Source organism: Rhodococcus sp. IEGM1428 (assembly GCF_050321865.1).
Classification (GTDB): domain Bacteria; phylum Actinomycetota; class Actinomycetes; order Mycobacteriales; family Mycobacteriaceae; genus Rhodococcoides.
Map to the genome: position 1 here is coordinate 587,966 of NZ_JBNQFW010000002.1, position 25,441 is coordinate 613,406.

26 protein-coding genes are annotated in these 25,441 nt (G+C 65.9%); 11 read left to right on the forward strand and 15 right to left on the reverse strand.

Going from position 1 to position 25,441, the window contains the following annotated elements:
• Positions 1-90 precede the first annotated feature (90 nt).
• The gene (locus ACQR3T_RS11335; protein WP_428693909.1) at positions 91-1,659 is read left to right on the forward strand and encodes a TM0106 family RecB-like putative nuclease; all 1,569 of its coding nucleotides are present in this window, start codon (positions 91-93) and stop codon (positions 1,657-1,659) included.
• A gap of 36 nt (positions 1,660-1,695) precedes the next feature.
• On the opposite strand, the gene ACQR3T_RS11340 is transcribed toward ACQR3T_RS11335, so the two are convergent.
• From ACQR3T_RS11340 to ACQR3T_RS11375, 8 genes are all read right to left on the reverse strand, one after another.
• Positions 1,696-2,463 carry an SDR family NAD(P)-dependent oxidoreductase gene (locus ACQR3T_RS11340; protein ID WP_032380920.1) on the reverse strand — a complete coding sequence of 256 codons (768 nt, stop codon included), beginning with the start codon at positions 2,461-2,463 and terminating at the stop codon, positions 1,696-1,698.
• A gap of 116 nt (positions 2,464-2,579) precedes the next feature.
• Positions 2,580-3,419, reverse strand: a complete 840-nt coding sequence (locus ACQR3T_RS11345; RefSeq protein ID WP_052071020.1) for a carbohydrate ABC transporter permease — start codon at positions 3,417-3,419, stop codon at positions 2,580-2,582.
• The gene (locus ACQR3T_RS11350) at positions 3,416-4,321 is read right to left on the reverse strand and encodes a carbohydrate ABC transporter permease (protein ID WP_032380922.1); all 906 of its coding nucleotides are present in this window, start codon (positions 4,319-4,321) and stop codon (positions 3,416-3,418) included. The genes ACQR3T_RS11345 and ACQR3T_RS11350 overlap by 4 nt, the downstream gene beginning before the upstream one ends.
• A complete protein-coding gene (locus ACQR3T_RS11355; RefSeq protein WP_032380923.1) occupies positions 4,318-5,613 on the reverse strand; it encodes an ABC transporter substrate-binding protein in 1,296 nt (431 codons plus the stop codon). Before ACQR3T_RS11355 ends, ACQR3T_RS11350 begins: the two co-directional genes overlap by 4 nt.
• Before the next feature lie 87 nt (positions 5,614-5,700).
• Positions 5,701-6,717 (reverse strand): hypothetical protein, encoded by a 1,017-nt coding sequence (locus tag ACQR3T_RS11360; RefSeq protein WP_052071021.1) that lies wholly within the window; start codon positions 6,715-6,717, stop codon positions 5,701-5,703.
• Entirely contained in the window at positions 6,714-7,898 is a 1,185-nt protein-coding gene (locus tag ACQR3T_RS11365) for a sensor histidine kinase (protein ID WP_428693460.1), read from the reverse strand. Before ACQR3T_RS11365 ends, ACQR3T_RS11360 begins: the two co-directional genes overlap by 4 nt.
• 32 nt (positions 7,899-7,930) lie before the next feature.
• Positions 7,931-8,653: a TMEM165/GDT1 family protein gene (locus ACQR3T_RS11370; RefSeq protein ID WP_032380925.1), complete on the reverse strand. Its 723-nt coding sequence runs from the start codon at positions 8,651-8,653 to the stop codon at positions 7,931-7,933.
• A gap of 207 nt (positions 8,654-8,860) precedes the next feature.
• The gene (locus tag ACQR3T_RS11375; protein WP_032380926.1) at positions 8,861-9,388 is read right to left on the reverse strand and encodes a hypothetical protein; all 528 of its coding nucleotides are present in this window, start codon (positions 9,386-9,388) and stop codon (positions 8,861-8,863) included.
• Positions 9,389-9,545: 157 nt separating this feature from the next.
• Here ACQR3T_RS11375 and ACQR3T_RS11380 point away from each other — a divergent pair, with 157 nt between their 5' ends.
• Positions 9,546-10,493, forward strand: a complete 948-nt coding sequence (locus ACQR3T_RS11380; protein WP_428693461.1) for an ABC transporter substrate-binding protein — start codon at positions 9,546-9,548, stop codon at positions 10,491-10,493.
• A gap of 1 nt (position 10,494) precedes the next feature.
• Positions 10,495-11,415 carry a sucrase ferredoxin gene (locus tag ACQR3T_RS11385; protein WP_428693462.1) on the forward strand — a complete coding sequence of 307 codons (921 nt, stop codon included), beginning with the start codon at positions 10,495-10,497 and terminating at the stop codon, positions 11,413-11,415.
• A gap of 81 nt (positions 11,416-11,496) precedes the next feature.
• Here the strand turns inward: ACQR3T_RS11385 and ACQR3T_RS11390 are convergent, their stop codons facing one another.
• Complete coding sequence (locus ACQR3T_RS11390; RefSeq protein WP_094676503.1) at positions 11,497-12,120, reverse strand: superoxide dismutase; 624 nt, start codon at positions 12,118-12,120, stop codon at positions 11,497-11,499.
• Positions 12,121-12,379: 259 nt separating this feature from the next.
• Between ACQR3T_RS11390 and ACQR3T_RS11395 the strand changes: the two genes are divergently transcribed.
• The gene (locus tag ACQR3T_RS11395; RefSeq protein WP_428693463.1) at positions 12,380-13,519 is read left to right on the forward strand and encodes an acyltransferase family protein; all 1,140 of its coding nucleotides are present in this window, start codon (positions 12,380-12,382) and stop codon (positions 13,517-13,519) included.
• A 148-nt stretch (positions 13,520-13,667) separates the two neighbouring features.
• On the opposite strand, the gene ACQR3T_RS11400 is transcribed toward ACQR3T_RS11395, so the two are convergent.
• Positions 13,668-14,639: an LLM class F420-dependent oxidoreductase gene (locus ACQR3T_RS11400; RefSeq protein WP_094737891.1), complete on the reverse strand. Its 972-nt coding sequence runs from the start codon at positions 14,637-14,639 to the stop codon at positions 13,668-13,670.
• Positions 14,640-14,916: 277 nt separating this feature from the next.
• On the opposite strand from ACQR3T_RS11400, the gene ACQR3T_RS11405 reads away from it, so the two are divergent.
• The 4 genes from ACQR3T_RS11405 to ACQR3T_RS11420 are packed head-to-tail and all read left to right on the forward strand — an operon-like array spanning position 14,917 to position 18,057.
• Entirely contained in the window at positions 14,917-15,267 is a 351-nt protein-coding gene (locus tag ACQR3T_RS11405) for a rhodanese-like domain-containing protein (protein ID WP_032381046.1), read from the forward strand.
• Positions 15,268-16,365, forward strand: a complete 1,098-nt coding sequence (locus tag ACQR3T_RS11410) for a DUF4328 domain-containing protein (RefSeq protein WP_428693464.1) — start codon at positions 15,268-15,270, stop codon at positions 16,363-16,365.
• A complete protein-coding gene (locus tag ACQR3T_RS11415; RefSeq protein ID WP_428693465.1) occupies positions 16,362-17,135 on the forward strand; it encodes a glycerophosphodiester phosphodiesterase in 774 nt (257 codons plus the stop codon). Before ACQR3T_RS11410 ends, ACQR3T_RS11415 begins: the two co-directional genes overlap by 4 nt.
• A 10-nt stretch (positions 17,136-17,145) precedes the next feature.
• Positions 17,146-18,057, forward strand: a complete 912-nt coding sequence (locus tag ACQR3T_RS11420; RefSeq protein ID WP_428693466.1) for a DUF5926 family protein — start codon at positions 17,146-17,148, stop codon at positions 18,055-18,057.
• A gap of 120 nt (positions 18,058-18,177) precedes the next feature.
• Here the strand turns inward: ACQR3T_RS11420 and ACQR3T_RS11425 are convergent, their stop codons facing one another.
• The 5 genes from ACQR3T_RS11425 to ACQR3T_RS11445 all read right to left on the reverse strand — a co-directional run bounded on the left by ACQR3T_RS11425 (position 18,178) and on the right by ACQR3T_RS11445 (position 22,953).
• Entirely contained in the window at positions 18,178-18,732 is a 555-nt protein-coding gene (locus tag ACQR3T_RS11425) for a ferritin (RefSeq protein ID WP_032381166.1), read from the reverse strand.
• A gap of 111 nt (positions 18,733-18,843) precedes the next feature.
• Positions 18,844-19,404, reverse strand: coding sequence for a ferritin (locus ACQR3T_RS11430; protein WP_032381049.1), 561 nt, complete (start codon positions 19,402-19,404; stop codon positions 18,844-18,846).
• Positions 19,405-19,434: 30 nt separating this feature from the next.
• Positions 19,435-20,688 carry an LCP family protein gene (locus tag ACQR3T_RS11435; protein WP_428693467.1) on the reverse strand — a complete coding sequence of 418 codons (1,254 nt, stop codon included), beginning with the start codon at positions 20,686-20,688 and terminating at the stop codon, positions 19,435-19,437.
• A gap of 651 nt (positions 20,689-21,339) precedes the next feature.
• Entirely contained in the window at positions 21,340-22,149 is an 810-nt protein-coding gene (locus tag ACQR3T_RS11440) for a CPBP family intramembrane glutamic endopeptidase (protein WP_032381050.1), read from the reverse strand.
• Positions 22,150-22,182: 33 nt separating this feature from the next.
• Positions 22,183-22,953, reverse strand: a complete 771-nt coding sequence (locus ACQR3T_RS11445; protein ID WP_428693468.1) for a DUF2470 domain-containing protein — start codon at positions 22,951-22,953, stop codon at positions 22,183-22,185.
• Positions 22,954-23,070: 117 nt separating this feature from the next.
• Between ACQR3T_RS11445 and ACQR3T_RS11450 the strand changes: the two genes are divergently transcribed.
• The 3 genes from ACQR3T_RS11450 to ACQR3T_RS11460 are packed head-to-tail and all read left to right on the forward strand — an operon-like array spanning position 23,071 to position 25,397.
• On the forward strand, positions 23,071-23,793 hold the full coding sequence (locus ACQR3T_RS11450; protein WP_428693469.1) for a hypothetical protein: 723 nt from the start codon (positions 23,071-23,073) through the stop codon (positions 23,791-23,793).
• Positions 23,794-23,802: 9 nt separating this feature from the next.
• Entirely contained in the window at positions 23,803-24,735 is a 933-nt protein-coding gene (pheA, locus tag ACQR3T_RS11455; protein WP_428693470.1) for a prephenate dehydratase, read from the forward strand.
• Complete coding sequence (locus tag ACQR3T_RS11460; RefSeq protein ID WP_428693471.1) at positions 24,732-25,397, forward strand: histidine phosphatase family protein; 666 nt, start codon at positions 24,732-24,734, stop codon at positions 25,395-25,397. The genes pheA and ACQR3T_RS11460 overlap by 4 nt, the downstream gene beginning before the upstream one ends.
• Positions 25,398-25,441 lie beyond the last annotated feature (44 nt).

The window sequence follows — 25,441 nt, forward strand, 5'->3', positions numbered from 1 at the left end:
GATGGCTGTCGGAGGGCTGACCTAGTGTCTTGGAGTGTGAACGGTCAACGAGGTGCGTCGGTGTCATCTCCCGTGCTGTCATCTCCCGTGCTGCTCGACGCCGGATCGTTGACGCGCTGCCGTCATCGGCTCTACCTCGATACCGCCTACGGCTCGTTGCTGCGCGGGGAGCCCGAGAACCCGGGTGTGCGACAGCGCCGGGAAGCAGCGCAGGCGCACCGCGAGAACATCCGCACGCAGTTGGCCGTGGCGGATCCGATGCAGTGGACAGAAATCGACGAGCCGACGGCCCGCGCCGCGGCCGATGCCACTGTCGCGGCCTGCCGGGCCGGAGTCGAGCGAATCTGGAACGCGGTGCTGCCTCTCGAGCGCGATACCGGTCGGCGTGGACGTAGCGAACTTCTGGTGCGCGACGCTGCGGGCGGGTACATCCCGGTGATCGTCGTCAACCACAAGGTGACCGATCCGGGGCGCGGCGCTCGAACGACCTCGCTGACGCACTGGTCCCCGGCCGTCGACGAGACCCGGAAGGTACGCAGTCAGTTGCGTGACCAGCTTCGGCTCGCCCACCTCTACCGCATGCTGGTGCACGAGGGACTGGAAGCGTCCTCGCCCGTCGGCGGCGCAGTGGGCTATCGCGGCGACTGCATGCTGGTCCACGATCTGACGACGGTGCTCGGCGAATACGACACCCGCTTCGCCGATCGGCTCGCCGTCGCGCAGGGCATCGCGTTCACCGTTCCTTCCCAGGTGAGCGAATGTCGTTCGTGTGCATGGTGGTTCGACTGCAAGCCGCAGCTCGAAGCCGTTCGTGACGTCTCACTCGTCGCGTCGGGTTCGCGGGCGGACGTGCTCCGCGCGGCAGGTGTGCGCACCATCGACGAGTTGGCGCAGTGGACCGGTCCGGCTCCCGAGGAGTGGCCATTCGGAAACTTCGACGACGCGGTGTCCGCGGCGCTGGCCTGGCGAGCCGACGTCCCTCTGCTCCGGCGCTCCGAGACCGTCTCGGTGCACCGCGCCGACGTCGAGGTGGACGTGGATATGGAGAGCTACCAGGAACACGGTGCCTACCTGTGGGGCACGTTGCTCACCGAGGCGGGTGGGCCGCCGCCGACATACCGGGGCTTCGTCACGTGGGATCCGCTGCCGACCGTCTACGAGGGGCGCTCGTTCGCGGTGTTCTGGAACTGGTTGATGGAGGTCAGGGCCGACGCGGCCGCACGCGGCAAAACCTTTGCCGCCTATTGCTATTCGCGTCAAGCCGAAGACAAATGGTTGCTCGATTCCGCTCGCCGATTCGCCGACGTCCCCGGGGTTCCCACCGAGGCGCAGATTCGCGAGTTCATCGACAGCGAGCAGTGGGTGGACGTCTACCAGGCGGTCAGTGACCAGTTCATCTGCCCGAACGGCAAGGGGCTCAAGAAGATTGCCCCGGTGGCCGGTTTCGCATGGCGCGACGACGAGGCCGGTGGGGAGGCGTCGATGGGCTGGTACCGCGAGGCCGTCGGCTACGACGCTGATCCCGATCACACCCAGCGCGAGCGGCTGCTTGTCTACAACGAGGACGACGTGCTGGCAACAAAAGTGTTGCGCGAGTGGATGACCGACCGCGCCGAGAAGGAGATCCCGACCGTGGCGGACCTGCGCGCTCGTGCGTGACCCCGCCTCGGAGAAGCGGGGTCACGCGACGGCTGTCTAGCGCGGAGCCATGCGGATTGCGCCGTCCATACGGATGGTCTCGCCGTTGAGGTAGTCGTGCTCGGCGATCATCTGGACGAGCTGGGCGTACTCGCTGGGCTGAGCCAGGCGAGAGGGGAACGGCACCGACGCCTCGAGGCCCTGACGGTATTCCTCGGTGACGCCGGCGAGCATCGGAGTGTCGACGATGCCGGGGGCGATGGTGTTGACGCGGATGCCGACCTGGGCCAGGTCACGGGCCGCGGTGATGGTCATCGCGTGCACGCCGCCCTTGGAGGCGGTGTAGGCGATCTGGCCGATCTGGCCCTCGAATGCGGCCACCGATGCGGTGTTGATGACGACGCCGCGCTGGCCTGCGTCGTCCACGGTCGACTGCGACTGCATCCGGTTCGCGGCCAGCCGCATCACGTTGAACGTGCCGAGCAGGTTGATGGTGATGACGGTGCGGAACAGCTCGAGATCGTGCGGTCCCTTCTTGGACAGGATGCGACCCGCCCAGCCCACGCCCGCGCAGTTGACGACGATGCGCAGCGGCACACCGGATTCGACGATGGTGTCCAGTGCGGCCTCGACCTCGGCCTCGCTGGTGACGTCCGCGGGCAGCAGAGTCACCCCGGCCGGGACGCTGTCTCCGGCGCGCTCGATGGACTGCGGCAGGTCGAGCCCGAATACGGTCACGCCGGCGGCGGCCAGACGTGCGGCCGTTGCGGCTCCGAGGCCGGACGCCCCACCGGTGACAAGTGCTGCTGTTCCTGAAATCTCCACGTCGTACGATCCCCTTCGCTCACGGTGGCGGGCCACGGCACAGGCTGCGACCTCGTAGTCGCTTGCACCATAACCGGCGGGGCACCTCACCCACCCTCAGGCGCCCTGAAGGGGACCTACTTGATCCCGCTGCGCGCGAATCCGGCGATGAAGTACTTCTGGAAGAACAGGAAGAGCAGCGCCATCGGCACGACGTTGATCAGCGCGAACGCCATCGTGGCACCGTAATCGCTGTTCGCTTGGCCCTGCAGGTACAGCAGGCCGATCGGCAGCGTGAACAGCTCGTTCTCCCGCAGCGCGATCAGCGGCCACGCGAAGTCGTTCCACGACTGCAGCAGGCTCATGAAGGCGAGTACGGCGATCAAAGGACCCGACAGGGGCAGCACGACGCGCCGGAAGATCTGCCAGTGGCCGGCGCCGTCGAGACGCGCCGCTTCGAGCAGCTCACGCGGAATGCCGAGCATGAACTGGCGCGCGAGGAACAGCCCGAACGCCGACGCCGAACTCGGCAGGATCACCGCCCAGTACGTGCCGTACAGGCCGAGCCCCACGACGATGCGGAACAGCGCCACCATGATCACCTGCACCGGCAGCACCAAGGTGGCCAGCGCAATGAAGAACAACGGCGTCGAGAATCGAAACTTCAAGTGCGCGAACGCATATCCCGCGAGCAGACTCGTCACCACGGTGATGATCGTGACCACGACGGCAATGGCAATCGAGTTTCCGAGCCACGTCGCGACCGGGAACGAATCGAACACGCGGGTGACGTTCTCCCACGTCACCTGGCGCGGCCACAACCGTAGCTCGCCCCCGCCCAGCAACTCGCCGCGAGTCGAAAACGCCACGGCGAGCATCCAATACAGCGGCGCTACGGTGATCAGCCCGATGACGGCGATGATCACGGTGCGCAGCACCATTGCCCGGCGAGCGGACGCGTTCCTCGGCCCACTCATTCGACCAGATCCTTCGTTCGGCTCGCGCGCCACTGCGCGGCTGCGAACGTGAGGGCGAACAGGAACAGCACCATCCCGATCGACGCGGCGTAACCCTGATCGCGCGTCACGAAGCCCGTCTCGTAGGCGTACGTGACCAGCACCGACGTCGCCCCGCCCGGTCCGCCGCCGGTGAGAACGAAGACCAGATCGAACACCTGGAACGAGTAGATGACATTGAGCACCAGCAGGAAGAACGAGGTGGGACCCAGCAGCGGCACCGTCACGTTGCGGAAGCGTTGAAATGCGTTCGCGCCGTCGAGCCTGGCCGCCTCGTACAGGTCAGGACCGAGACCTTGGAGCCCGGCCAGGTAGATCAGCATGTTCAGCCCGGTGCGCCACCACACCGTGGCGATGACGATCGACGCGAAAGCCGGCCCGGGAGAGGACTGCCAATCGATAGCAGGCAGCCCGAGGAAACCGATCAGATTGTTGAGCACGCCCGAGTTCTGGTCGAACACCAGAATGCCGATCAGTCCGGTCGCCACACCCGAGACGGCCATCGGCAGGATCACCAGTGAGCGCCACAACGGCCGCGCAGGTAACGCGGAATTGAGCAGCACCGCAGCGATCAGACCGAACAGCATCGACAGCGGAGTGACCAACGCGGTGAACACCAGCGTATTGATCAGCGCCCGCCAGAACAGTGGATCCTCCACCAGGCGTGCGTAATTGGCCGCTCCGACGAACTCTCCGGCACCGAATCCGTCCGTCTGCTGCAGGCTGACCACGAACGCGGCGACGAGAGGAACGAGGACGAACACGGCCAACAGTGCGTAGCTGGGGGCCAGAAATCCGGCGGCCGCGAACGCTTCTTTGCGCGCACCGGCGCGCTTGGTCTTCGCTCGTACTACAGCCGTCATGCGCCGGTGACCCCGGCGATTCCGGTCTGCAATGCGGACACGGTGGCAGCGGCGTCCTGCGAGCCCGCGAACGCGAGATCGAGTTGCTCTTTCAGCACCGGGATGATTGCCGACATCGACGGCGAGGCCACCTGCGCTGCATCCTGCGGCTGCACGGTGGTCGCTTGCGCCGCGAAGATCGGCGCCAGCTCCGACCGGATGTCGAATTCGAGGTCGGAGTTGAGCAGGTCGGTGCGCGTGGGCAGCAGCGAGGCGGCCTTGCAGAAGTTGCGCATCTGCTCCTGCTGGGTGACGAACTCGAGGAACGACGCTGCCAACTCCGGCTGCGAGGTCTGCGACGTCGCGACGAGTGCGTTGCCGCCGAAGTCGCCGCCGCCCCGGCGATCTCGCGGTGCATAGGTGGCCGTCCAATCGAAGCTGGCCGTGGCATCGGCGTCGGGCAATTGGAACGCACCCGACCAGACCATGGCGACCGACTGCGAGAACCACGCCTCGCTGGCGTAACTCGACGACGCAATGGTGTTGTTGGCAGGCACGTAGCCCTTCGAGAAGAAGGACGACGAGAATTCGACGGCTCGACGAGCCTCGTCGGAGTCGATCAATGGAGTCTTCTGGTCCTCGGCCAGGAAGGACCCACCGGCCTGGAACAGCAGACTCAGCCAGCGAGTGACACCGTTGCCCTGCCAGTTGTAGGCCCACGGATACTTGTCGGCCGGCAGCGAGGAACGCAGTCGATCGCCGATCGACGCCAACTCCTCCCACGTCCAGGCGTCGTCCAGATTGGTGGGAACCGAGTCGATACCGGCCTGCGACAACAGGTTTCGGTTCACCAAAATTGCCGAGGTATCGGTGTGGTGCGGCAGGCCGTAGGGGATTCCGCCGTTCTGCACTGCGGCCCACGCTGTCGGCGTGAACTGATCCCGTGTGTCCGACGCCAAGAGCGGCGACAGATCCAGCAGTTGGCCTCGGCCGGCGTATGCGCCGAACGTGTAATACGGAACGCGGAAGATGTCGGGTGGGTTGCTCGCCTGCAGCTGGGCGTCGATGTTGGTGAACATCTGCTCGTACGGTACCGCGTTGAGGGTGATCGTCGACCCGGGATTTGCCGCCTCGAATGCGCTGATCGAGGCGCGAAAACCGGCCAACTCGGCATCGGTGCCCCACGTGGTGAACGTCAGCGTGCCCTCGGCCTGCTGCGACGGGCTGGACTTGACGAAGCCGCACCCCGCCAACAGCAGCGGCACGGCGGCGGCACCGGATCCGATCAGGAACGATCGACGATCGAGAGGCATGGCGGGGCTCCATTCACCGGCAGTAGCTGTACAGACCTACTGGTCCGCCGCAGGGTAACCACGACGGTCTCGGCCCAAACCCGGAGTTCAGCTGCTGATTCGACCGGTCTCGTCGTACTCGATTCGCCGTGCGCTGTCGCCGAGGTCGTCGAGCAGAACGGTGGCCGCGACCGGGCGTCCGGGAGGGAGGAGCCGGACCGTGACGGACCCGGCGTGGGCACCGTCCAGGCTGTTCGACGCGGCGGCCACGATGCGGTCGCGTGCGTCGTCGTCCAGCGTGGCCGGGGCTCGGTCGTCGAGCATCATCACTTCGACCCCTCGGGCCCGGGCGGATCTCGCGGCGCGAGCGAGGTCCGGTCGCACCAGGCCGCGGGCGCGCAGGGAGTCTCGCAGCTCCGCTTCGAGCAAGACGCACGCGAGTACTTCCTCGTCGGTGGGATCGGGGCCGTCGGCTATGCGCTGGAGCAGCGGCCGGGCCAATGCGTCGAGACTGGCCAGACGCGCGTCTCGTTCCTCGAGGACGGCAGCCGCGGCGGCTCGGGACGCGATACGCACCGTGGACTGCGTGCGCAACTCGAAGATTGCTGCGGCCAAGGGGCGGATGGTGAAGGCGAAGAATGTGGCCATCAACAGCGGCGCGACGTTGATGGCGCTGAACGAGAGCCCGTACAGCGCGCCCTGGCCCGTCACGGCCGCCCACCCGATGGCGACGGCCATGGTCAGCACCAACCCGAGCCACGCGGCCGGTGTGCGACCGCGGACGCACATGAAGGTGTAGATCACCACGGACATACCCAACGGCCAGGTCTGCAGGCTTCCGGTCAGTGGTACCGGTAGCACCGCGAAGACCGAGGTCGCGGCGACCGGACCCGACACGGTGAGCAATGCTGTCGAGCGAACCCCCAATGGATCGCCCGAAGCGCCGAGCAACAGGGTGACGGCTCCCGCGAACACGAGAACCGCCGCGAACGGTGGCCACACCGCCGAGACCCCGTCGAGCGTCGCGCCGGCGCACACGGCACACGCGAGAACGAAGAACACTGCAACGGCATACGCGGCCGTCGACTTCATCGACAGCAGGTCGCGGATGTCCTGGCCGTTCATCCTTTCCAACCCAACCGCACGATGGTGCCGGCGCTGGAGGACTCGATGTCGGCCGATCCGCCGTCGAGCTGACGCATCCTGCCCTCGATGCTGACGGCGACGCCCAGTCGGTGGGGCGGCACCGAGCGCCGATCGAAGCCCGCACCGTCGTCACGAACGGTGACCTGCAGAGACGACGGGCCGACGCGGGCAGTGACCGATCGGTTCGACGCCGGTGCGTGAATCCGGCTGTTGCGCAGTGCTTCTGCGAGAGCTGCAGCGACGGATCTGACGACGTCGGCCGGGTAGTCCTCCGATCGTTCGGGCTCTTCCGCCTGTACGGTGAATTCGATCGACTCGTCGACCGTCGTTGCGGCGGAACGAAGCTGAGCGAGAGCCTCGTCGGCGGAGAAATTGTCGGAGACGGTACCGGTGGTCAGATCGTCCAGATGGGCGAGTGCCGACCGGGCCTGGCGGGCCAGACTCGGGGTGCGGCCATGGCGCGCGACGGCGAGCAGCGAGGACATGACCTCGTCGTGGATCAACGCGTCGAACCGCTCACGCTCGACTTCGCGCGCGGAGGCCGCCGCGGCCCGTGCCGCGTCGTTGTGTGCTTCGGAGATGGTGGCATCGAGAATGCGTCCGGTGCGTACCGCGGCGAGTGTGGCCGCCACGAACACCGTGCAGAACATCATCGCGAAGAAGATCTCCGCAACGATGTTGCTGCGCGGGAACGGTTCTCGCAGAGACTGATTGGTGAGTTGGACGATAACAACGCTGACGGTCATGTGGACGAACGCCGGAACGGGACGCCACACTGTGGCAGCGGCGAGCGCCGCAAGGCCGGGGAACGCCGCGAGAAATGTCCCGGCCTGATCGAAGGCGGTGCCGTCCCAGGCGGCCCACCACAGCAGGGCCATGATCGGGAATGCCGACGCCGCAACCGAACCGGCGATCCTGATGGCAGTGATGCTCGGATGAAAGGTGGAGGCTCCGAACGCGAAACCGCTGCCGAACACGACCATCACGGTGACCGGGGTCCACCAACCGGGAACTGCTTCGCTACTGCGCCCGATGTCGGGAATCAACAGCAGCAGATAGACCAGATAGCCGGTACCGACGAAACGGCCGAAAATTCTGATCAGTCGATCCGTCGAACGGTGCGCCGCGTCGGCTCCGGCCACCTGCTGCTCGTCGTCCATTCACCCCTCCGAGGGAGGAGTGTAAACCAAGGTCAGGCGTCTTCGGTGGTGGTCTGCTGCTCGATCTCGTGCGACCCGTCGGAGCTGGAGGACTCGGTGCGGGACGCCTTGGCGCGAAGCACCGCGACGATGACGGCGGAGATCGCCACGACCACTCCTGCCGCGATGTACGGCGCGGATGTCCCCGGCATCAGGCCCTCGAAGAACAGGACGGCACCGAAGACGAAGAACAGGATTGCTGCGCCGTACTGAATCATGCGCTCCGGCAGGTGCTTTCCGAGAACCGCACCGACGACGATGGCAAGCGCATCGGCCGCGACCATGCCGATCGTCGAGCCGATCCAGACGCCGACCCAGTCGTTGTCGGCAGCGAGGGTGACGGTCGCCAGCATCGTCTTGTCGCCCAGTTCGGCGAGGAAGAACGCAGAAGCGATCGCCAGGAAGGCGGACTTGGTGACGCGGGAGGCTTTCGCGCCTTCGTCGTCGGACAACGAGTCGCCGCGCAGCGTCCAGAGTCCGAAAATGACGAATGCGATGCCGCCGACGATCGATATCGCCTCGGTGGGGATCGACACGCCGAGGAAGTGGCCGACCGCGACGGACACGAGGTGCACGATCGTGGTGGCGACGGTGATGCCGCCGATGACGACGTACCACTTGTAGCGCAGAGCGAATGTCATGGCCATGAGCTGGGATTTGTCACCCAACTCGGCCACGAAAATGACAGCGAAACTCAACAACAATGCGGACAGCACAGCAGACTCCTCGGTCGTCGAACGGACCGAAGGTCTCGCCCACCGGAAGAACCGGTTCAGGTGCCGGGTCGCAGTTTTACGACCAGTATGTCGACACGTTGATTGGGGGCTACTCCCCTTCGCTGTAGACGACTCTAAGTGTCGTTTCGCGAATTGTCCAATGCGCCAATAAGTTTGGGCACCCGAAAAATCGTGTGCGGGGAGCGGTCAGGAGGCGAGGAGCATTGCCAAAACTGCGGTGTCGGGATCGCTGATCGGATCGAGGCCGACCCGACTGACCATCGATGTCACGGTGCCGTCGGATTCGGCCTCCACCCACGCAGCCCGGTGATCGAGGCCCAGATGTGGAAGACCCGGCAGCAGAACACAACCGGAGGCAGCGCCCGCGCACTCCGGCAGTGAGGGCGTCGTCTCCGACGGTGGATGCAACATCAGCAACGCGGCCGGCTGACGGGCCGAGAACCGCCCGGGTGCCAACGCGAAATCGCCGATCACCGGTCCCTCGGCCACCACCAGGCCGACCGTCCCCGGCTCGGGATCCTCGGGTAACTCCTCCCGCACCCCGAACACCGTCGACGTCGCCAACAGACCCGGCATCGACGCAACCCGAACGGCCAGCGCGAGAAACTGGGCCCACTCCTTGGTGGTGTCCGGCCAACGGCCGGAGATCACGAACCCGCGCAGCAGACCGGCGGCGTGAAAAGGCGAGACACCGATGAGATTTCGATCGTCCATTGCGCATCCCTCCCAGACAGGTACGAGGCAGAAGCCGGGTACACGACGTTGGGTAAGGAGAAGGATGACCCGAAAACGGCTGGCACACAAGATGGGGAGAGTGCCAACCGAAAACGTAGCCGCCCCACGGCGGATCGGCAGCCGATACGCTGCTGCGGTGAAAAACAGAGGATCCGCTCGGCGAACCGTTGTCTGCCTGCTGTTCGGTGCGCTACTGATCGGTGCGACCGCGTGCAGTCGGGAGGCATCGAGCGCCGAGGAGACCGGCGGCGAGGTTCGCACCGTGCAGCATGCATTCGGGGAGACGAGTGTGCCCGTCGATCCACAGCGCGTTGCCGTGCTCGACGGCGACCGCACGTTGGAAGCGGTCGTGGCTCTGGGCGTGCAGCCCGTCGCAGCGGTGAAACCGCCGCTGACCGGCGACTACGCACCCGTCGTACGTGCTCGGCTCACCGACGAACCGGTGGACATCGGATCCGCCGACTCCGACATCGATGTCGAGGCGCTCACGGCCGCCGCACCGGACCTGATCGTCATGCGAACGACGGGGGAGGAGAACCGGGCGCTGTACGACCAGGTCCGCCCGATCGCCCCGACCGTCGTCGTGGAGTACACCCCGGCCTCGTGGCAGAACACTCTGCAGCAGGTGGGGGACATATTCGACCGGAGGGAGAGCGCCGACGGCTTGTTGGCGGACTATCGCCGAGCGGTCGACGAATCCGCGGCGCGCGCACCTCGCGAGAACAGCACGTTGACCGTCGCACGTGTGCGAGCCGACTCGTTGCGATACATGACCGAGGACGGATCGTTCCCGTACTCGGTTCTGGCCGATCTGGGCTACCGAGCCCCCGCACAGCAGGATCACGGTTCGGACGCGGTGCAGACCGTCGACGTCAGTCCGGAATTAATCGATGTACTGGCGGCCGACGACATCCTCCTGCTGGCCGACGCCGGGACGGAGGACGCCGTGGCACAGCTACGACAGAACCCGCTCTTCACCGGTCTCGGTGCTCGGGTGATCGAGCTGCCGTCGAAGGATTTTCTCTTCGGCAACGTGCTGACCGCCCGCGCTCTGATCGACACCGCGTCGGAGATCGGAGGCTGACGTGCCTGCATCCGAACGCTGGGTGGGCTGTGCTGCGGTGGCGCGCGCAAGCAACGAGTCGCTCCGCGGAACAGCAGCGAGGGCCGAAGGCTGGGTATTGATCGAACATCGGGGCCCGTGGGGTCGCGAACCGTGGGATCCGGAGGGTCCGTTGAGCCGGATCGGTACCGAACTCTCCCGGCGCTGCAAGGCCGTCGGGGTTCGCCCTCAACTGGTGCGAGAAACTCATGGCAGACGTGAACCCACCGATACACGACGGGTGTTTCTGGTTCATTCGGGTCGCCGCGGTGCATGGCTGGAGCAATACACGATCGACACTGTCGAGCAAGTACTTCGACTACCGCTCGAAGCCGCCGCCGAAGGCACCCCACCCGGCACCGGGACTCGCGTCGACCAGCCGCTGTACCTCGTCTGCACGCACGGCAAGAAGGACCCGTGCTGTGCTGTGCTCGGTCGGCCGGTAGCGGCTGCCCTGAATCGACCGGCTGGGCGGGTATGGGAATCGACGCACCTGGGCGGGGACCGATACGCAGCCGGCATGGTGGCACTGCCGGACGGCAGCTACTACGGCAACCTCGACCCGGCAAACGCGCAGGCCGTGGTGGACGGTCACGACCGCGGGCAGCTCACCCTGCGCAACTACCGGGGCCGCTGCACCGACGACACGGCCGCTCAGATCGCCGAACACGCCGTACGAACCGAGTACGGCCTCACCGGAATCGACGACGTGCACCCGACCGAGGTCACCTCGTCCAGCGACGGGTCCGATGTCGTCGTGGTGACAACATCGGGATCGGTGCAGGTACACGTGACGCCCGATCCCGAGACCCCGCGTAGGACGACCTGCCGCTCCGAAGCATTCGCGACGCCCGACCACGGCGTCACGTCGATTCGGTCGGTTCCCGCAGCCGGGAGCGCATGACTTTTCGAACGAGACAGGGCCACCGCAACTGATGCGGTGGCCCTGTCTGCGATTGCGCGATTCACGGCAATCTCGAAAAACCTACGGGAAGATCAGACCCGGGGTCTTCGAGGTGGCGGCCTCGAAACGAGCCTGGACGTCGGCCCAGTTGACGACGTTCCAGAACGCCTTCACGTAGTCGGCCTTGACGTTCTTGTACTGCAGGTAGAAGGCGTGCTCCCACATGTCGACCTGGAGCAGCGGGATGATGCCCAGCGGCACGTTGGCCTGCTGATCGTAGAGCTGGAAGGTGAGGAGCTTCTTGCCCAGCGAGTCGTAACCCAGCACTGCCCAGCCGGAGCCCTGCAGGCCGTTGGCGGCAGCGGTGAACTGTGCGCGGAACTTGTCGAACGAACCGAACTGGTCGTCGATCGCGGCACCGAGCTCACCCTCGGGCTTGTCGCCACCGTTGGGCGAGAGGTTCTTCCACCAGATGGAGTGGTTGACGTGGCCACCGAGGTGGAACGCGAGGTTCTTCTCGTGCAGGAAGATGGCGGCGTGATCGTCGTTGTCGCGTGCTGCGGCGAGCTTCTCGAGGGCGGTGTTCGCGCCTGCCACGTAGGTGGCGTGATGCTTGGAGTGGTGAAGCTCGTTGATCTCGCCCGAGATGTGCGGCTCGAGGGCGGAGTAATCGAAATCAAGGTCGGGCAAGGTGTACTCGGACACGTGGTTCCCTTCTCTAACGACGCCGTACCCATCGCGTGATGCGGGCACGTTCGTCCTACTTCGGATCTTTCGTAGGGTTCAACCCAATCTCATTCCTACCCCTTGTGCAACCGTTGTAACCGAGATGCTTTTCTCGGAATAAATTCACGTGAACAAGGCAACGGAATTCGCGGCTGCGAATTCGCTCCGAATATCACGAAACAGTTGCGGAGCGGGTCTGGATTGGTCCTGAAGTTGAACGGAACCTAAACTCGCGGGTGTGGAAGGGGACCGACCGAGCCGAAATACGGTCGAGGACTCCGCCGTCGAGGAGCCGGTCACCGCGCCCCGAGTTCAGATGAACGGTGCCGACCTCCTTCGCGTCATCGCCGTTTTCGCAGTCCTGTACTCACATATTTCGTTCTATCTGATCGACGACATCGGCGGTGGCTGGTGGGTGATCGACGTGGTCAACACGGTCCTCATCGAGGACGCCGGACTGAACCTGCACCTGTCCTTCGTCGGCGTCAGTATGTTCATGCTGCTCACCGGCCTGCTGATCACCCGATCGGCGATGCGGCACTCGCGTCGGGACTTCATGGTCGCGCGTCTCGCCCGCCTGGTCCCTGCACTCTGGTTCGCCGTCGCGCTGGCGGTCATCCTCGTCAAACTCGGCCTCAACGGGATGTTCAGCGGTCAACCCGGAATCACCAACGGCGAGGCCGTGCTCAGCTTTTTCCTCGGGGGCTTCTTTCTCCGACCGGAAGTTGCCGTCCTCGGCGTCACCTGGACGCTCGTCGTGCAAATCGTGTTCTACCTGTACTGCGTCGCCATGCGCGGGCCGCTGCGTACTCGGCCTATCGTCGTGCCGCTGGTCGGAGCTGCGTTGTGCGCTGTGGTCATCGCCTACAACCTGTACCTGTCGCAGCCGTACACGATCCCGTTCCTGACGAAGGTCGCAGGCGTGCTAACGACCCTGTTCCTCGGCCAGATCATCTACCTCGGCTGGGCGAAGCTGGTCGGCTGGCGATGGGTGGTCGTCGGTGTCATCGCGCAGATCGAAGTCATCCGACTCTCCATCGACGTCCACACCTTCTGGATGGGCGACACCTACCTGTGGACCCTGCTGGTCATCACCGGCATCGTCCTGATCCTGGCCCGATACGACGGGCCCATCACCCGTTGGCCCGTCGTCCACTGGATCGGCACGCGGAGCTATGCGATCTATTTGATCCACACTCTCGTGCTGTACCGCATCTACGCCACCGTCGAGCCGCACCTGGGCCCCAGCGCCGCCGTGCTGGCCTTCCTCGCCGGCACGGCGGCACTCGCCGAAATCATGTACCGCTGGATCGAACTGCCCGCGGCTCGACACATCAGCTCGACCTACGCACGCCTACGTGCTCGATCCGCCGCCTGACCGAGGCCCCCTGGGTACTCGATGTGACATTTGGTGGCCTTTTCGGGGGTCGATGTGACATTTGGTGGACTTCGGTGGGCGGACTTCGGTGGGCGGACTTCGGTGGGCGGACTTCGGTGGGCGGACTTCGGTGGGCGGACTGCGGGGGTTAGAGCTGCGGGAGAACCTCGGATGCGACGAGTTCGAGGTGATCGAGATCGGTGAGATCCATGGTCTGCAGGTACACCCGGGTGGCTCCGACCGCTCCGAAGCTGCCGATCTTGTCGACCAGTTCGGCGGGGCTGCCCGCGGCACCGTTCTCGCGTAACTCCGATACCTCACGGCCGATGGCGGCGGCGCGTCGAGCGATGTCTTCTTCGGTGCGGCCGCAGCACAGGACGAGGGCGTTGGAGTAGACGAGGGAGTCCGGATCGCGGTCGGCGGCAGTGCAGGCAGCGCGGACGCGACCGAACTGGGTCTCGGTATCGGCCAGCGACGCGAAGGGGATGTTGAACTCGTCGGCGTACTTCGCGGCGAGTGCCGGGGTGCGCTTCTTTCCGCCGCCGCCGATGACGATGGGTGGGTGCGGGGTCTGCACCGGCTTCGGGAGCGCGGGAGAGTCCGTGACGGGGTAGTGCGTGCCGTCGTACGAGAACGTGTCGCCGACGGGGGTGTCCCAGAGTCCGGTGATGACGGCGAGTTGCTCTTCGAGCCGGTCGAAACGCTCGCCGAGCGGAGGGAACGGGATGCCGTATGCCTTGTGCTCGTCCTCGAACCAGCCGGCACCGAGGCCGAGGTCGACGCGGCCGCCGCTCATGGCGTCGACCTGCGCGACGCTGATGGCCAGTGGCCCCGGGTAGCGGAAGGTGGCCGAGGTGACCAGTGTGCCGAGCCGAATGGTCGACGTCTCGCGGGCCAGGCCTGCCAGCGTGATCCAGGCGTCGGTGGGCCCGGGACCGCCGTCGCCGCTCATCGCGAGGTAGTGGTCGGATCGGAAGAATGCGCCGTAGCCGAACTCCTCGGCTGCTTTCGCAACGCGTAGGAGGTCGTCGTACGTGGCACCTTGTTGCGGTTCGGTGAAGACGCGCAGTTCTACGGACGGGAGGGGAGCCTGCGGAACGACCTGGGATGGGAAAGTCATGTTCGCCAGCCTAAACAGCGCCTCCACCGGACCGCAGACGGTCGCTGTGTCAAATCACCATCGATCCACAACCTGCGTTGGTACTCGGTACACCGCGAGACCGACTCGACGCTCTGACCTGTGGATAGAAACAGGCACAGGCCCCGATTCTGTGCATCAACCTGTGGATACTGTGGATAACTTCTGTGGCGTGAGTGACGTAGGTCATAACACCGCCTTGCTCGGGTCGTCGGGACACGGGTGGCAGCCCCGCGCGAGGCCGTGACAAGATCGAGGTGTGTCTCACCCCGAGCAGCCGCCCGCCGTCACCGTCGACCGACTCCCGGTGCCGTTTCCCGAGACGGCGCTGCTACTCGACGTACGTGAACCCGAGGAGTGGCAGGCCGGGCACGCGCCCGATGCGGTGCACATCCCGATGAGTGACATTCCGTCCCGCGCCGGTGAGATCGACAATCAATCCGAGGTCTACGTCGTCTGCAAAGCCGGTGGTCGGTCGGCCCGCGTCGTCGAATACCTGAACCGAGTGGGTTTCGAGGCGATCAACGTCGACGGTGGGATGCTCGCCTGGCAGGCCGCAGGTCGACCGATCGAACGAGACGACGACTCCCACGAACCGAGAATCATCTAGATGACGGCACCGCGGGGACGCGCACAGGCGTTCCAGGTCTGTGCCCGCTGCAGCACTCGCTGGGCGGTCGGTGCACGGCCGGGCACGTGGTGCCCCCGCTGCCACGGCGTCCTGCTCTCGCCCGTGTCGACCCAAGCGCCTGCGCAGGGCCGGCGAAACTTCCGCTGGGTCGCACGACCGGCGACATCGCGCTCGACGTCCGCTCGCACGACTCGAACCTCAGCCCCGACGCCGACGCCGCACTACGAGTCGACGCCTACCTGGGGCTTGCGTGACATCCCGCGCGATCCAGCGGCGAGTCGGCCGGTGGGACGCGTCGAGCAGTACGCCGCGAACGCGCAGTTGCTCGTCGTCGTCACCGCGCTGCTGCTGGCTCTCGGCGCGTTCGCCGAGGTGTTTCGCTACGGAATTCTGCTGTACAACCGCACCCGACTCGTCTCGCCGATCACCCTGGCCGTATCCGACGCGTTGGTGTACTTCGCTCAGGTGGGTTCGCTCGTCGTCGGCCTGTTCGCTCTCATCGGCTCGTCGTGCTGGTTGATCCGGCAACGTCGGCTCGCTTTCGCCGCAGCGGGCGCGACCGATCCGCGATCGGTGCGATGGATGCTGCTGTTGTCGATGCTGCCGCTGGTGCGCATCGTCATGCCCGGGGTGTATCTGACCGAGCTGGCCCGACTGCGGGGTGACACCGAGGCCGACGTGCACCGCGAGCTGTTTCTGGTGCGCATCTGGTGGGGTGTCTGGGCCGCGAGCAACGCGCTGGTGGTCGTCCAACTGCTGTGGAATCTGCAGGGCAGCCTGCAGGCCCGGGCCGACGGAGTTCTCCTGTCGGCGGTCGTTGCGGCAGTAGCTGCGGGTTCGGCCGTGCTCGCCCTGGCGGTGATGCGCCGATTCGAGGGCCGCACGCTGCGCGGATCGGCCCTGGCGCGTCCTACCCGATGGGTCATGGCCACGGGCAAGACCGTCGGCAACAACGTCACCGGCAACAATGACACCGGAAGCAAGGTCACCGCCCCGAAGGCCACCGACATCGAGGCGACCGGTCCCGAGCGCTCGAAGGAAGAGCCCGTCGAGCACGAAGCGGTGACGGCGTCGTGAGTCCCGATCGCCGCGGCCCGCTCGTCGTCGCACATCGTGGTGCCTCGGCGGCCAAGAAGGAACACACCCTCGCGGCGTACGACCTGGCGCTGCGTGAGGGAGCAGACGGCGTCGAGTGCGATGTACGGCTGACCAAGGACGGTCACATCGTGTGCGTGCACGACCGTCGTGTCGACAGAACCTCGAACGGCACCGGAATCGTCAGCGAGATGAATTTCGCCGAACTTGCGCAGCTGAACTACGGCGAACCCGACGAACCCGCCGAACTCCTGACACTGCACGACCTCATCGCGCTCGTGCTCGACTGGACCAGCAAACCGGTCAAGGTCTTCATCGAAACCAAGCATCCCGTGCGCTACGGCTCGCTGATCGAGAGCGCGGTACTCGAGGAGCTGGGCAAGTTCGGCATCGGTGCGCCCGCATCGGCAGACCACTCGCGAGCGGTCATCATGTCGTTCGCGCCGTCGGCGGTCTGGCGCGTACGGCGCTCTGCCCCGATGCTCCCGACGGTGCTCCTCGGCGACAGCTCGCACTACCTCGGCGGAGGAGCGGCGACGACCGTCGGTGCCACCGCCGTCGGACCGTCCATCCGCGCGCTGCGCGAGCACCCGAGCATCATCGACCGCGCCGCCGCGTCGGGCCGGGCGAGTTACGTGTGGACCGTCGACGAGAAAGAGGACGTGGACCTGTGCCGCGAACTCGGTGTCGGATGGATCGCCACCAACCACCCCGGCCGAACGCGAGCCTGGCTCGAATCGAAGAACGTGTAGGTTTTCGGGCGTGGGTAAGAGCAAAAGAAACAGTGGACCGAAGCAGGGCAGCAACCGAGCGGCGAAGCTGGCGCAGCGTGAGGCTGAGCGCGCGAGCATCGACTCGGCGTCGACCCGCCCGTTCGAGGGCCTGGCCGCCGAATGCGATCTGGTAGCGCTGCGTGAGTTCGTCCCGTCGGCAACGGCCACCGCGCCGATCACGGTGGACGGTCGCACCATCACGCTGGCAACGGTGCTGCCCGGTGCCGTCGCGGCACTGGTGCGCGAAGACGCGGGCACCGTCGAGGGATTTGTCGGCCTTCAGGTGCAGACGCAGTCGAAAGACGTTGCAGCAGATATCAGTAGCGCACTCGGCTGGGTGTCCACTGCTTCCGCGGGCGAGTCGCTCGAAGCCGCGAAGATCACCGACAGCACCCCAGCATTGACCGAGGTGCTCGACGCGTCCGCGCTGCTCGAGATCACCGTCCATCAGGACTTCAACTGGTGGATTCCCGAAAGTGCTACTCCCGCAGCCGATGTGACCGCCACTGTGGAGCGTGCGAATCAAGCGATCATGCCGTCGGCACGGATCGAAGCGGACGGCGTCGTTGCGGCCTGGTGGGTGGATGCGGGCGACAAGGCACACATCCGCTGGGTTCGGCCGGAGAGCGAAGACGATGTGATGCTCGCTCTCGCTCGGCTGCACGATGCGGGCGATCTGCACCTGGGCGAGGGATCGCGCTACGCCGGTTCGTTCCGTACGCACGGATTGCTGGTGCCGGTGTTCGATCTCGATCCCGAGATGCACCCTACCGAATGGGCTTCGCCCACAAAGGAATTCGGAGACAAGCTGAGCGAAGCTCTCGCTGTCGACGCTCCGCTCACTGCAGCGCAGCTGCGCTCACGTGACGGCTTGCGCGGTCGTCAGGTCACGTTGCGCTGACGGCTCCGGCCGGGATACGCGGTCGAGACGAATTGCTCGGAAACGCACATCGGGTGGCCGCCCGAACAAGAATTCTTGTTCGGGCGGCCACCCGTACGAGCGCGCTACTTGCGGCGGGACTTACAGCGATCCGCCGGCAACGGTGGGTGCGCCTGCGTCGGCGACCACGCTGGTGTTCATCTCACGGGCAACGAACTGCTCGAGGTCGAACAGGTTGTGGCCCGCGCGATCTGCGATGTTGAGCAGGGTCTTCATGCTGGCAACTTCCTCGACCTGCTCCTTGAGGAACCACTGCATGAACTGCTCGCCGAGGTAGTCGCCCTCTTCGCGTGCGGTGCTCGCCAGCGCGATGATCTGGTCGGTGACGGTCTCTTCCTGCGCCAGCGCCAGGGCGATGGCCTCACGAGGATCGGTGAAGACGGACTTCGACGCGTCGACGCCGGTCAGCTCGACCGTGATGTCGCGATCGAGGAAGTACTGCACGATCATCATCGCGTGGTTGCGCTCTTCGACCGACTGCGCGTAGAAGTGCTTGGCCAGCTGCGGCAGGTCGACATTCGCGAAGTAGACAGCGGTGGCGATGTACTGCTGCGAGGCGTTGAACTCGTTGCGAATCTGGTCGCGAAGAAGTGCATGGAACTTGGTGTGGCTGGTTTCTTTGATATCTACGCTCATGACGAGGACGATATGCCTGGTCAGAGGCATTGTCATCCAAGTCGAACCTTATTGAGGCGAACGTACCCTAATACAGTGGATCCTAAATGTCCGCTCTGAGCAGGGCTCAAGCTACGCGCTCCCGGCCTCTTTCGGGGCGTTGGTGGCGCGGATCACCGATCCACCGATTTCTCGGGCGACGTACTGCTCGATGTCGAACAGGTTGGATTCGGCCCGCCGGACGATGTTGAGCAGACTCTGCATCGCCGCCACCTCCTCGACCTGCTCGGTGAGGAACCAGTGGGTGAACTGCTCGCCGATGTAGTCGCGCTCGGCCCGGGCAGCGTGCGCGAGCGCGGTGATCTGCTCGGTCACCGTCGTCTCCTGTGCCAGTGCCAATTCCACCGGCTCGAGCACCGACTCGAACGCCGTCACCACGTCGCCGATGCTCGACGCGTCGACTTCGAGTCGATTGTCGATGAGGAACCGGATCATCATCATGGCGTGCCGACGCTCTTCGGCGGACTGGGCGTAGAAGCGGGTGGCCAGCTGCGGTAGATCGTTTCGGTCGAACCACACCGCGATCGCGACGTACTGCTGCGATGCGGTGAACTCGTGCCGCACCTGAGCGCGCAGTAGATCATGAAACGACGCACCGGGCGTCACGGCGGGCTGGGCAGACGGCAGTGTCATGGTCCATAACCTACAACCCAGGGTCGCCTATCAGGGGCCGCCGGTCAGCAGATCCGGTGGAATTTCGCGATCCTGGGCGATGGCGTCGAAGAATGCCGGTGCGCGGGTGTCGTCCCACAGCAGCACGTTTCCGACGTCGGAGTCCTGGAATCCGCCGACCGGTACCGTCGTGGTCACCGGACCACCGCGCATTGCCCAGGCCAGCGCGGCGAGGTTCCAGATGTGGTCTCCCTCGTCGACGCTCAACGACGACGCCGTATCGGACACCAACGGCCACAGCTTCAGTGGGTTGAGGAAAGTCGATGCGCTGGTGGCTTTTTCGAGCAGCGCCGACATGAATGCCCGCTGGTTGTTCATCCGGTCCAGATCGGCCAGCGCGGTCGCGCGGGACCGCACGAACCCGAGCGCGTCGGACCCGGTGAGATCCTGGCAGCCGGCGGGAATGTTGATGCCCGCCAACGGATCGTCGATTGCGTTCTGCACGCACACGTTCACCCCGCCGACCGCGTCGACTATCCCGGCGAAGCCGCCGAAGCCGATCTCGGCGTAGTGATCGATGTGCACCCCGGTCGCGCCTTCGACCGTCTGTACCAACAGCGACGGTCCACCGAATGCGAATGCCGCGTTGAGCTTGTCTTCGCCGTTGCCCGGAATGGACACGTACGAATCGCGAGGCAGGCTGACCATGGTGGTCGCCCCGCTGCCCTCGGGAATGTGGATCAGGATGATCGTGTCGGTGCGGCTCGGGCCAACCTCGCCGCCGGTCGCCAGCGTGGCCTCCTGCTCCGGCGTGAGGCCTGCCCGTGAATCCGACCCGACGAGAAGCCAATTGGTGCCCGGAGTGTCTCCGACGCGACCAGGGTAGGAGGTGAGGGCGTCGACTCGCGTCAACGAGCTGTCGACGTAGTAGACGACACCGCCGATTCCCAGCAGGAGAACGAGCAACACGATCAGGAAACGTCGACCCCAGCGTCTGCGTTTGCGCGGCTTCGCGACCTTGGGTGGACGCGAATCTCGTTGTGGTCGAGCCGGTTGTGGTCTAGCGGGTTCCGGCCGGCGCTGTGCAGGCGCTGCGGGTTGGCGCTCCTCGGCGTACGGCTCCGGCTGCTGGCGCGGGGCATACCCGGTGCGGCCCTGCTGCTCGTCCGCGGAGCGTGAGTACTGACGCGTCGAATTGGGTGTATCGGGTGTATCGGACCGGGGTGAACGAGACTGTGCCGAACCGGGTTCCGGCGCCTGCGACCACGCCTGCTGCGCCGCGGCCGAGCGTGCCGGCCCGGCCACAGGCCGGCCGTCGCGACGAATGAACTCGGTGCCTTCCGGTACCTGACCCGGTGGGACGGGGAGGCCAGGTGCCGGACGCTCTGGGTTGTACTGGCGCGGCGCTCGCTCGGGTGGCGGCTGGCCGGGGCGATACCCGCGAGGAGGCGGCGGCTGCTGGGCGGACGGCTGTCGGAAGGGCCGCTGGCCGGGTGGTTGATGGCCGGGGGACTGTTGGCCGGGCCGGTTGGGGCCAGGAGGCTGTTGGTTCGGTGGCTGTTGGTTGGGGCGCTGAGGATTGGGGCGTTGGGGATTGGGGCGCTGCTGGTCGGGCGGCTGTCGGCGGGGTGGCTGCTGCGGGGGTTGCCCCCCGGCGCGACGAGGCTGAGCTGCTGGACCGGGCTGGGGTGGGCTGGGCCTAGCTGCTGGACCGGGCTGGGGCGCTGGATCGGGTCGGCCGTGACGACTCGGCATCGATCGGTCGGGCGGCGTGCGCCCCGGAGGCGGTGCCTGGCCTGGAGGCGGTGTCTGGCCTGGAGGGGGCGTCCGACCGGGAGGCGGCGTGCGACGGTCCGGCGCGCCGTGCCGTCCGTAGCGATCGTCGTCGTTCACGGATCGACTGTAGCTGTCGGCGCGGGAACACCATGGTTCCTCGAGCCTGGATCGGGTCTGGATTCAGGGGAGCCACGACAGATGTTCGCGCAGGAGGGCATAGCCGACGAAGGCGACGATATCGATCAGAGCATGCGCGATCAGCAGTGGCCAGAGCCTGCCGGTGCGCTGCCAGTAGCGGCCGAAGACCAGCCCCATCAGGAAGTTTCCGACGCCTCCGCCTACCCCCTGATAGAGGTGGTAGCTCCCGCGCAGGAGTGCCGAACACAGCAGAGACTTGTTTTCACCGAGCCCGAGTCTGCGTAGCCGGGAGATCAGGTAGGCCACGACGATGATCTCCTCGGCACCGGAGTTGGCCAGCGCGTACAGGATCAGGGCCGGCACGCGCCACCAGTGGTCGTCGAGTGCGCTGGGAACGACGTTCAGATTGAAGCCGAGAGCATTGCCGACGAGATACAGCGCCAGCCCGGGCAGCCCGATCAACGCCGCCAGTCCGACGCCGTGACCGAGGTCGATCTTCAGGCGCGGTCTGGCCAGTCCGATCGCCCGCGGTGCCAGGTCGGCTCGCCACAGCAGGTACAAACCCAGCCCGCCCCAGGCGCACAACCGCAGAATGCTGAGCAGTTGGAACAACAGATCGATCAGGCTGAAGCTCGACCGCGACGAGTTCAGTGCCACGGTCTGATCGGACAGAGCCGCGGTCTGTAGGGCATCCTCGACGAGCGAGAGGATGCTGCTCATTCCGCTGAGGCCGAACGTCACCAGCAGCACGATCGCGATCTCGACCTTGATGGTCGTGCGCTCGCGAGCGTCGGGCAGGGGAGCCGTGCGCTCCGGCGGCGGTGACGTCAACCAGCTCTTGAAGTCGATCACCGCACGAGTCTGCCTTGTTTGCCGAAACGTGCGTCAGCCGCGAGCGCGTAGGCCGTTCAGAAACGGGCAACCGGCGAGTACCCGCAGGGCCCGACTGAGCGAGAGGACGTCGTCGACGGGCTCGGCGAATCCCAGGCGGACGTCGTTGTCACCGCAGTCGCTCTCGATGCGCAGTCGAATTCCGTAGCGATCGATACCCAACGGACGGATTCGACCCTGCCGCAGGGACGGCGGGAGGCGTCGGGACAGTTGGGCGAGCAGATCGGGATGGTCGGAATCGAGGTGCTCGAGCCAGCTCGTCTCCATCTCCCAGAACGGATCGGGTTCGGCCGCCAGCAGCGATTCGACGTCGACGGGTTCTGCGCCGGTACTGTCCGCGACCACTGCCGAGCCCACGATCAGCCGCATCAGCGAGGTGGTGTGGCCGACGTCGAGCAGGGCCGGGTGCGGGTGTTCTGCGGCTACGGCTCCGGCCATGGGGCGCATCAGCGATTCCGGGACCGGACGCAGATCGCCGCGCAGCCACACCAGCGAACGCACCGGTTCGCGTAGTGCCAGTGGTGCGTGATCGGTGAGTTCGAGGACGGCAGGAATGCCCGCCCGCGAGGATTGCCAGGTGTTGGCGTCGTCGAGAGAGTCGGTGGGGACGGCCAGAATCATCTCGCCGTTGGGTCGCAGGTGATGAAGGGACGTGACCACCGGGTCGCTGCCGTCTATGGCCAGGGCGGCACCCTCGGCGCGCATGCAGGCACTGCGCACGCGTTCGGCAGTGGACGGTCCGGTGGTGGTGGTTGCGCCGAGCATGGGCTCCTCCGATGCGATCGGGCTGGGCAAGAAGGTGAGGCATACCTAAGTAATGTGTCCCTAAGTTATACCGGTGTGGCGAGGATCGCAAGAGCATCCCGGGTCTACGGTGAGGGCGTGCCGATTCCGTTGACCCTCGGTGTGCCACACCGACCCGACCCGAACGCACTCGTGCACGGGTTACTGCTGCCGATCTGCTCCGATTCCGACGAGCTGAACGCCGCCCCGCGAGGGGCCGAGTACGGCCCGCCCGTGGTCCGAGCGTCGACTCTGCTCGCGATGACGGACACGGCTGTTCTCGGACGCATCGTGGTGCACCTCGACATCGACCCGGACGAACTCCGCGCGAGTCGAACCGGCGGATACGAGGTGGTCCGATTCGACGTGGGCGCCCCCGCGGAACATCTCGCCGATGCGCTCGCGCTGCGGTTGCCCTCGCCGCTGGTCGTCTTCCCTGTGTTCGACGCCATCGACGTGGCCGAGACCGCAGAGGCCGTCGTCTTCGCGCACCGGACTCCGGGCATCAGCGTCGCCGACACCCCGAGACGCATCGCCGACGTGCTCGCCGTGGTCTCCCACGCAGACGTCGGCCTGGTCGCCCGCGCAGACAACGGCGACGACGTCCTGGCGATCCTCGCTGCGACGGTGGCATCGCTGCGCGGAGACGACATCAGCGCCGCTCTGGCCGCCCCGAATGTCGCCGCGCTGCGGGCCCTGATCCCCGAGGCCGCGGAGGCGGTGCGCGAGGTGCTGCTCGGAATCGAGATCGCCGACGCAGTCGCTGCCCGCGTACGGCTCGTCGAGGTCGGTTTGATCGCTTCGCGGACGTCGACAACGTAACCTCGAGGCGTGCCTCGCATCGCTTATTTCGGCCCATCCGGAACGTTCACGGAGATGGCGCTGGCGCAGTTCGAAAAGCTCGGAACCATCGCCGCCGTCGGTTTGGACGGTGCCGTCCAGCGCGTGACGGCCGCGAGCCCACCCGCGGCACTCGAGGCAGTGCGTTCGGGTAACGCCGACGCGGCCGTCGTTCCCATCGAAAGTTCGATCGAGGGCGCGGTACCGCCGACCCTCGACGCGTTGTCCGAGGGTCGCCGGTTGCAGATCGTCGCCGAGACCGAGATCGAGGTGGCATTCACCATTCTCGGAGGTCCCGGCGTCACCCTCGATTCGGCCCGCACGATCAGCGCCTACCCCATCGCGCTCAATCAGGTGCGACAGTGGTTGCAGGCCACCATGCCCGGCGCGGCAGTGCAGTCGGCCTCGTCGAATGCCGGTGCGGCAGAAGATGTTGCCGCCGGAATGGTCGACGCAGCGGTGTCGACACGGTTGGCCGGTGAGCGCCTGTCGCTGCCGACGTTGGCCGACGGCATCATCGACGTCGAGGGTGCGCGAACCCGGTTCGTGCTGGTGACACCGCCTCAGCCGGTTGCTCCCCGCACCGGTGCAGACCGCACCGCCGTGGTTCTCGAGCCACCCAACGACCCGGGCACCCTGCCTGCGGCGTTGGCCGAGTTCGGGATTCGCAACATCGACCTGACGTTCATCGAATCACGTCCTACGCGTTCGCAATTCGGCACGTACCGATTCTTCGTCGACTGCGCGGGCCATGTCGAGGATCCGCTCGTCGCCGAAGCACTGACGGCATTCCATCGCAAGATGCCGCTACGGTTCCTCGGATCGTGGCCCATCGCAACGGGAGCGGGTGGATCGGTGCCGCCGCCGATCGACGAGCACGTGCAGTGGCTCGACGATATTCGCGCCGGACGCGGTGATCTGTGATGGGCAAGCTGATTCTGGTGCGGCACGGTCAGACGAAAGCCAATGTTGCGAAGATGCTCGATACCGCGCCGCCCGGAGCCGAGTTGACCGAACTGGGTCACCAGCAAGCCGAAAGTTATGCCCGGACCTGGGTGGGGCATCCACCTGCCGTGCTCGTGTCTTCGATTGCGTTGCGCGCGAAGCAAACTGCCGGCTACATCGAGCGGGCAACCGGGGTTCCTCTGGTGGTGACCGAAGGAATCCAGGAGACCTACGCCGGAGATCTCGAAGACCGAGACGACCCCGCTGCGCACAAGGAGTTCACCGAGGTCTTCCATCGCTGGCACACCGGCGATCTGGCGGCGGCGGTGCCGGGCGGAGACAGCGGGCATTCGGTGCTGGAGCGTTATGTGCCGGTGCTCGATGCGCTGCGCGCGCAGTACCTCGGCGACGACACTGCCGGCGATGTCGTCGTCGTGAGCCACGGTGCCGCCATCAGATTGGTTGCGGCCGTACTGGCCGGCGTCGACGGCACATTCGCAGCCGACAACCATCTCGACAACACTCAGACCGTGGAACTGTTGCCGCTGCCCGGCGGGGGGTGGGCCTGCGGTAAGTGGGGCACATTCCTGCCGCCGTTCGAGGGCCAGGGCAGCGAGAAGGCCGACAACCCGATCAGCTGAGCCTGTCAGACCATGTTGTTCGTCGAACCCGGTCTTCGTCAAAC

Excerpts from the sequence above, each read along its gene's own strand:
- ACQR3T_RS11345 (WP_052071020.1), bottom strand. The coding sequence starts at position 3,419 with ATGAGTGGGCCGAGGAACGCGTCCGCTCGCCGGGCAATGGTGCTGCGC.
- ACQR3T_RS11350 (WP_032380922.1), bottom strand. The coding sequence starts at position 4,321 with ATGACGGCTGTAGTACGAGCGAAGACCAAGCGCGCCGGTGCGCGCAAA.
- ACQR3T_RS11355 (WP_032380923.1), bottom strand. The coding sequence starts at position 5,613 with ATGCCTCTCGATCGTCGATCGTTCCTGATCGGATCCGGTGCCGCCGCC.
- ACQR3T_RS11360 (WP_052071021.1), bottom strand. The coding sequence starts at position 6,717 with ATGAACGGCCAGGACATCCGCGACCTGCTGTCGATGAAGTCGACGGCC.
- ACQR3T_RS11365 (WP_428693460.1), bottom strand. The coding sequence starts at position 7,898 with ATGGACGACGAGCAGCAGGTGGCCGGAGCCGACGCGGCGCACCGTTCG.
- ACQR3T_RS11375 (WP_032380926.1), bottom strand. The coding sequence starts at position 9,388 with ATGGACGATCGAAATCTCATCGGTGTCTCGCCTTTTCACGCCGCCGGT.
- ACQR3T_RS11400 (WP_094737891.1), bottom strand. The coding sequence starts at position 14,639 with ATGACTTTCCCATCCCAGGTCGTTCCGCAGGCTCCCCTCCCGTCCGTA.
- ACQR3T_RS11410 (WP_428693464.1), top strand. The coding sequence starts at position 15,268 with ATGACGGCACCGCGGGGACGCGCACAGGCGTTCCAGGTCTGTGCCCGC.
- ACQR3T_RS11425 (WP_032381166.1), bottom strand. The coding sequence starts at position 18,732 with ATGAGCGTAGATATCAAAGAAACCAGCCACACCAAGTTCCATGCACTT.
- ACQR3T_RS11430 (WP_032381049.1), bottom strand. The coding sequence starts at position 19,404 with ATGACACTGCCGTCTGCCCAGCCCGCCGTGACGCCCGGTGCGTCGTTT.
- ACQR3T_RS11445 (WP_428693468.1), bottom strand. The coding sequence starts at position 22,953 with ATGCTCGGCGCAACCACCACCACCGGACCGTCCACTGCCGAACGCGTG.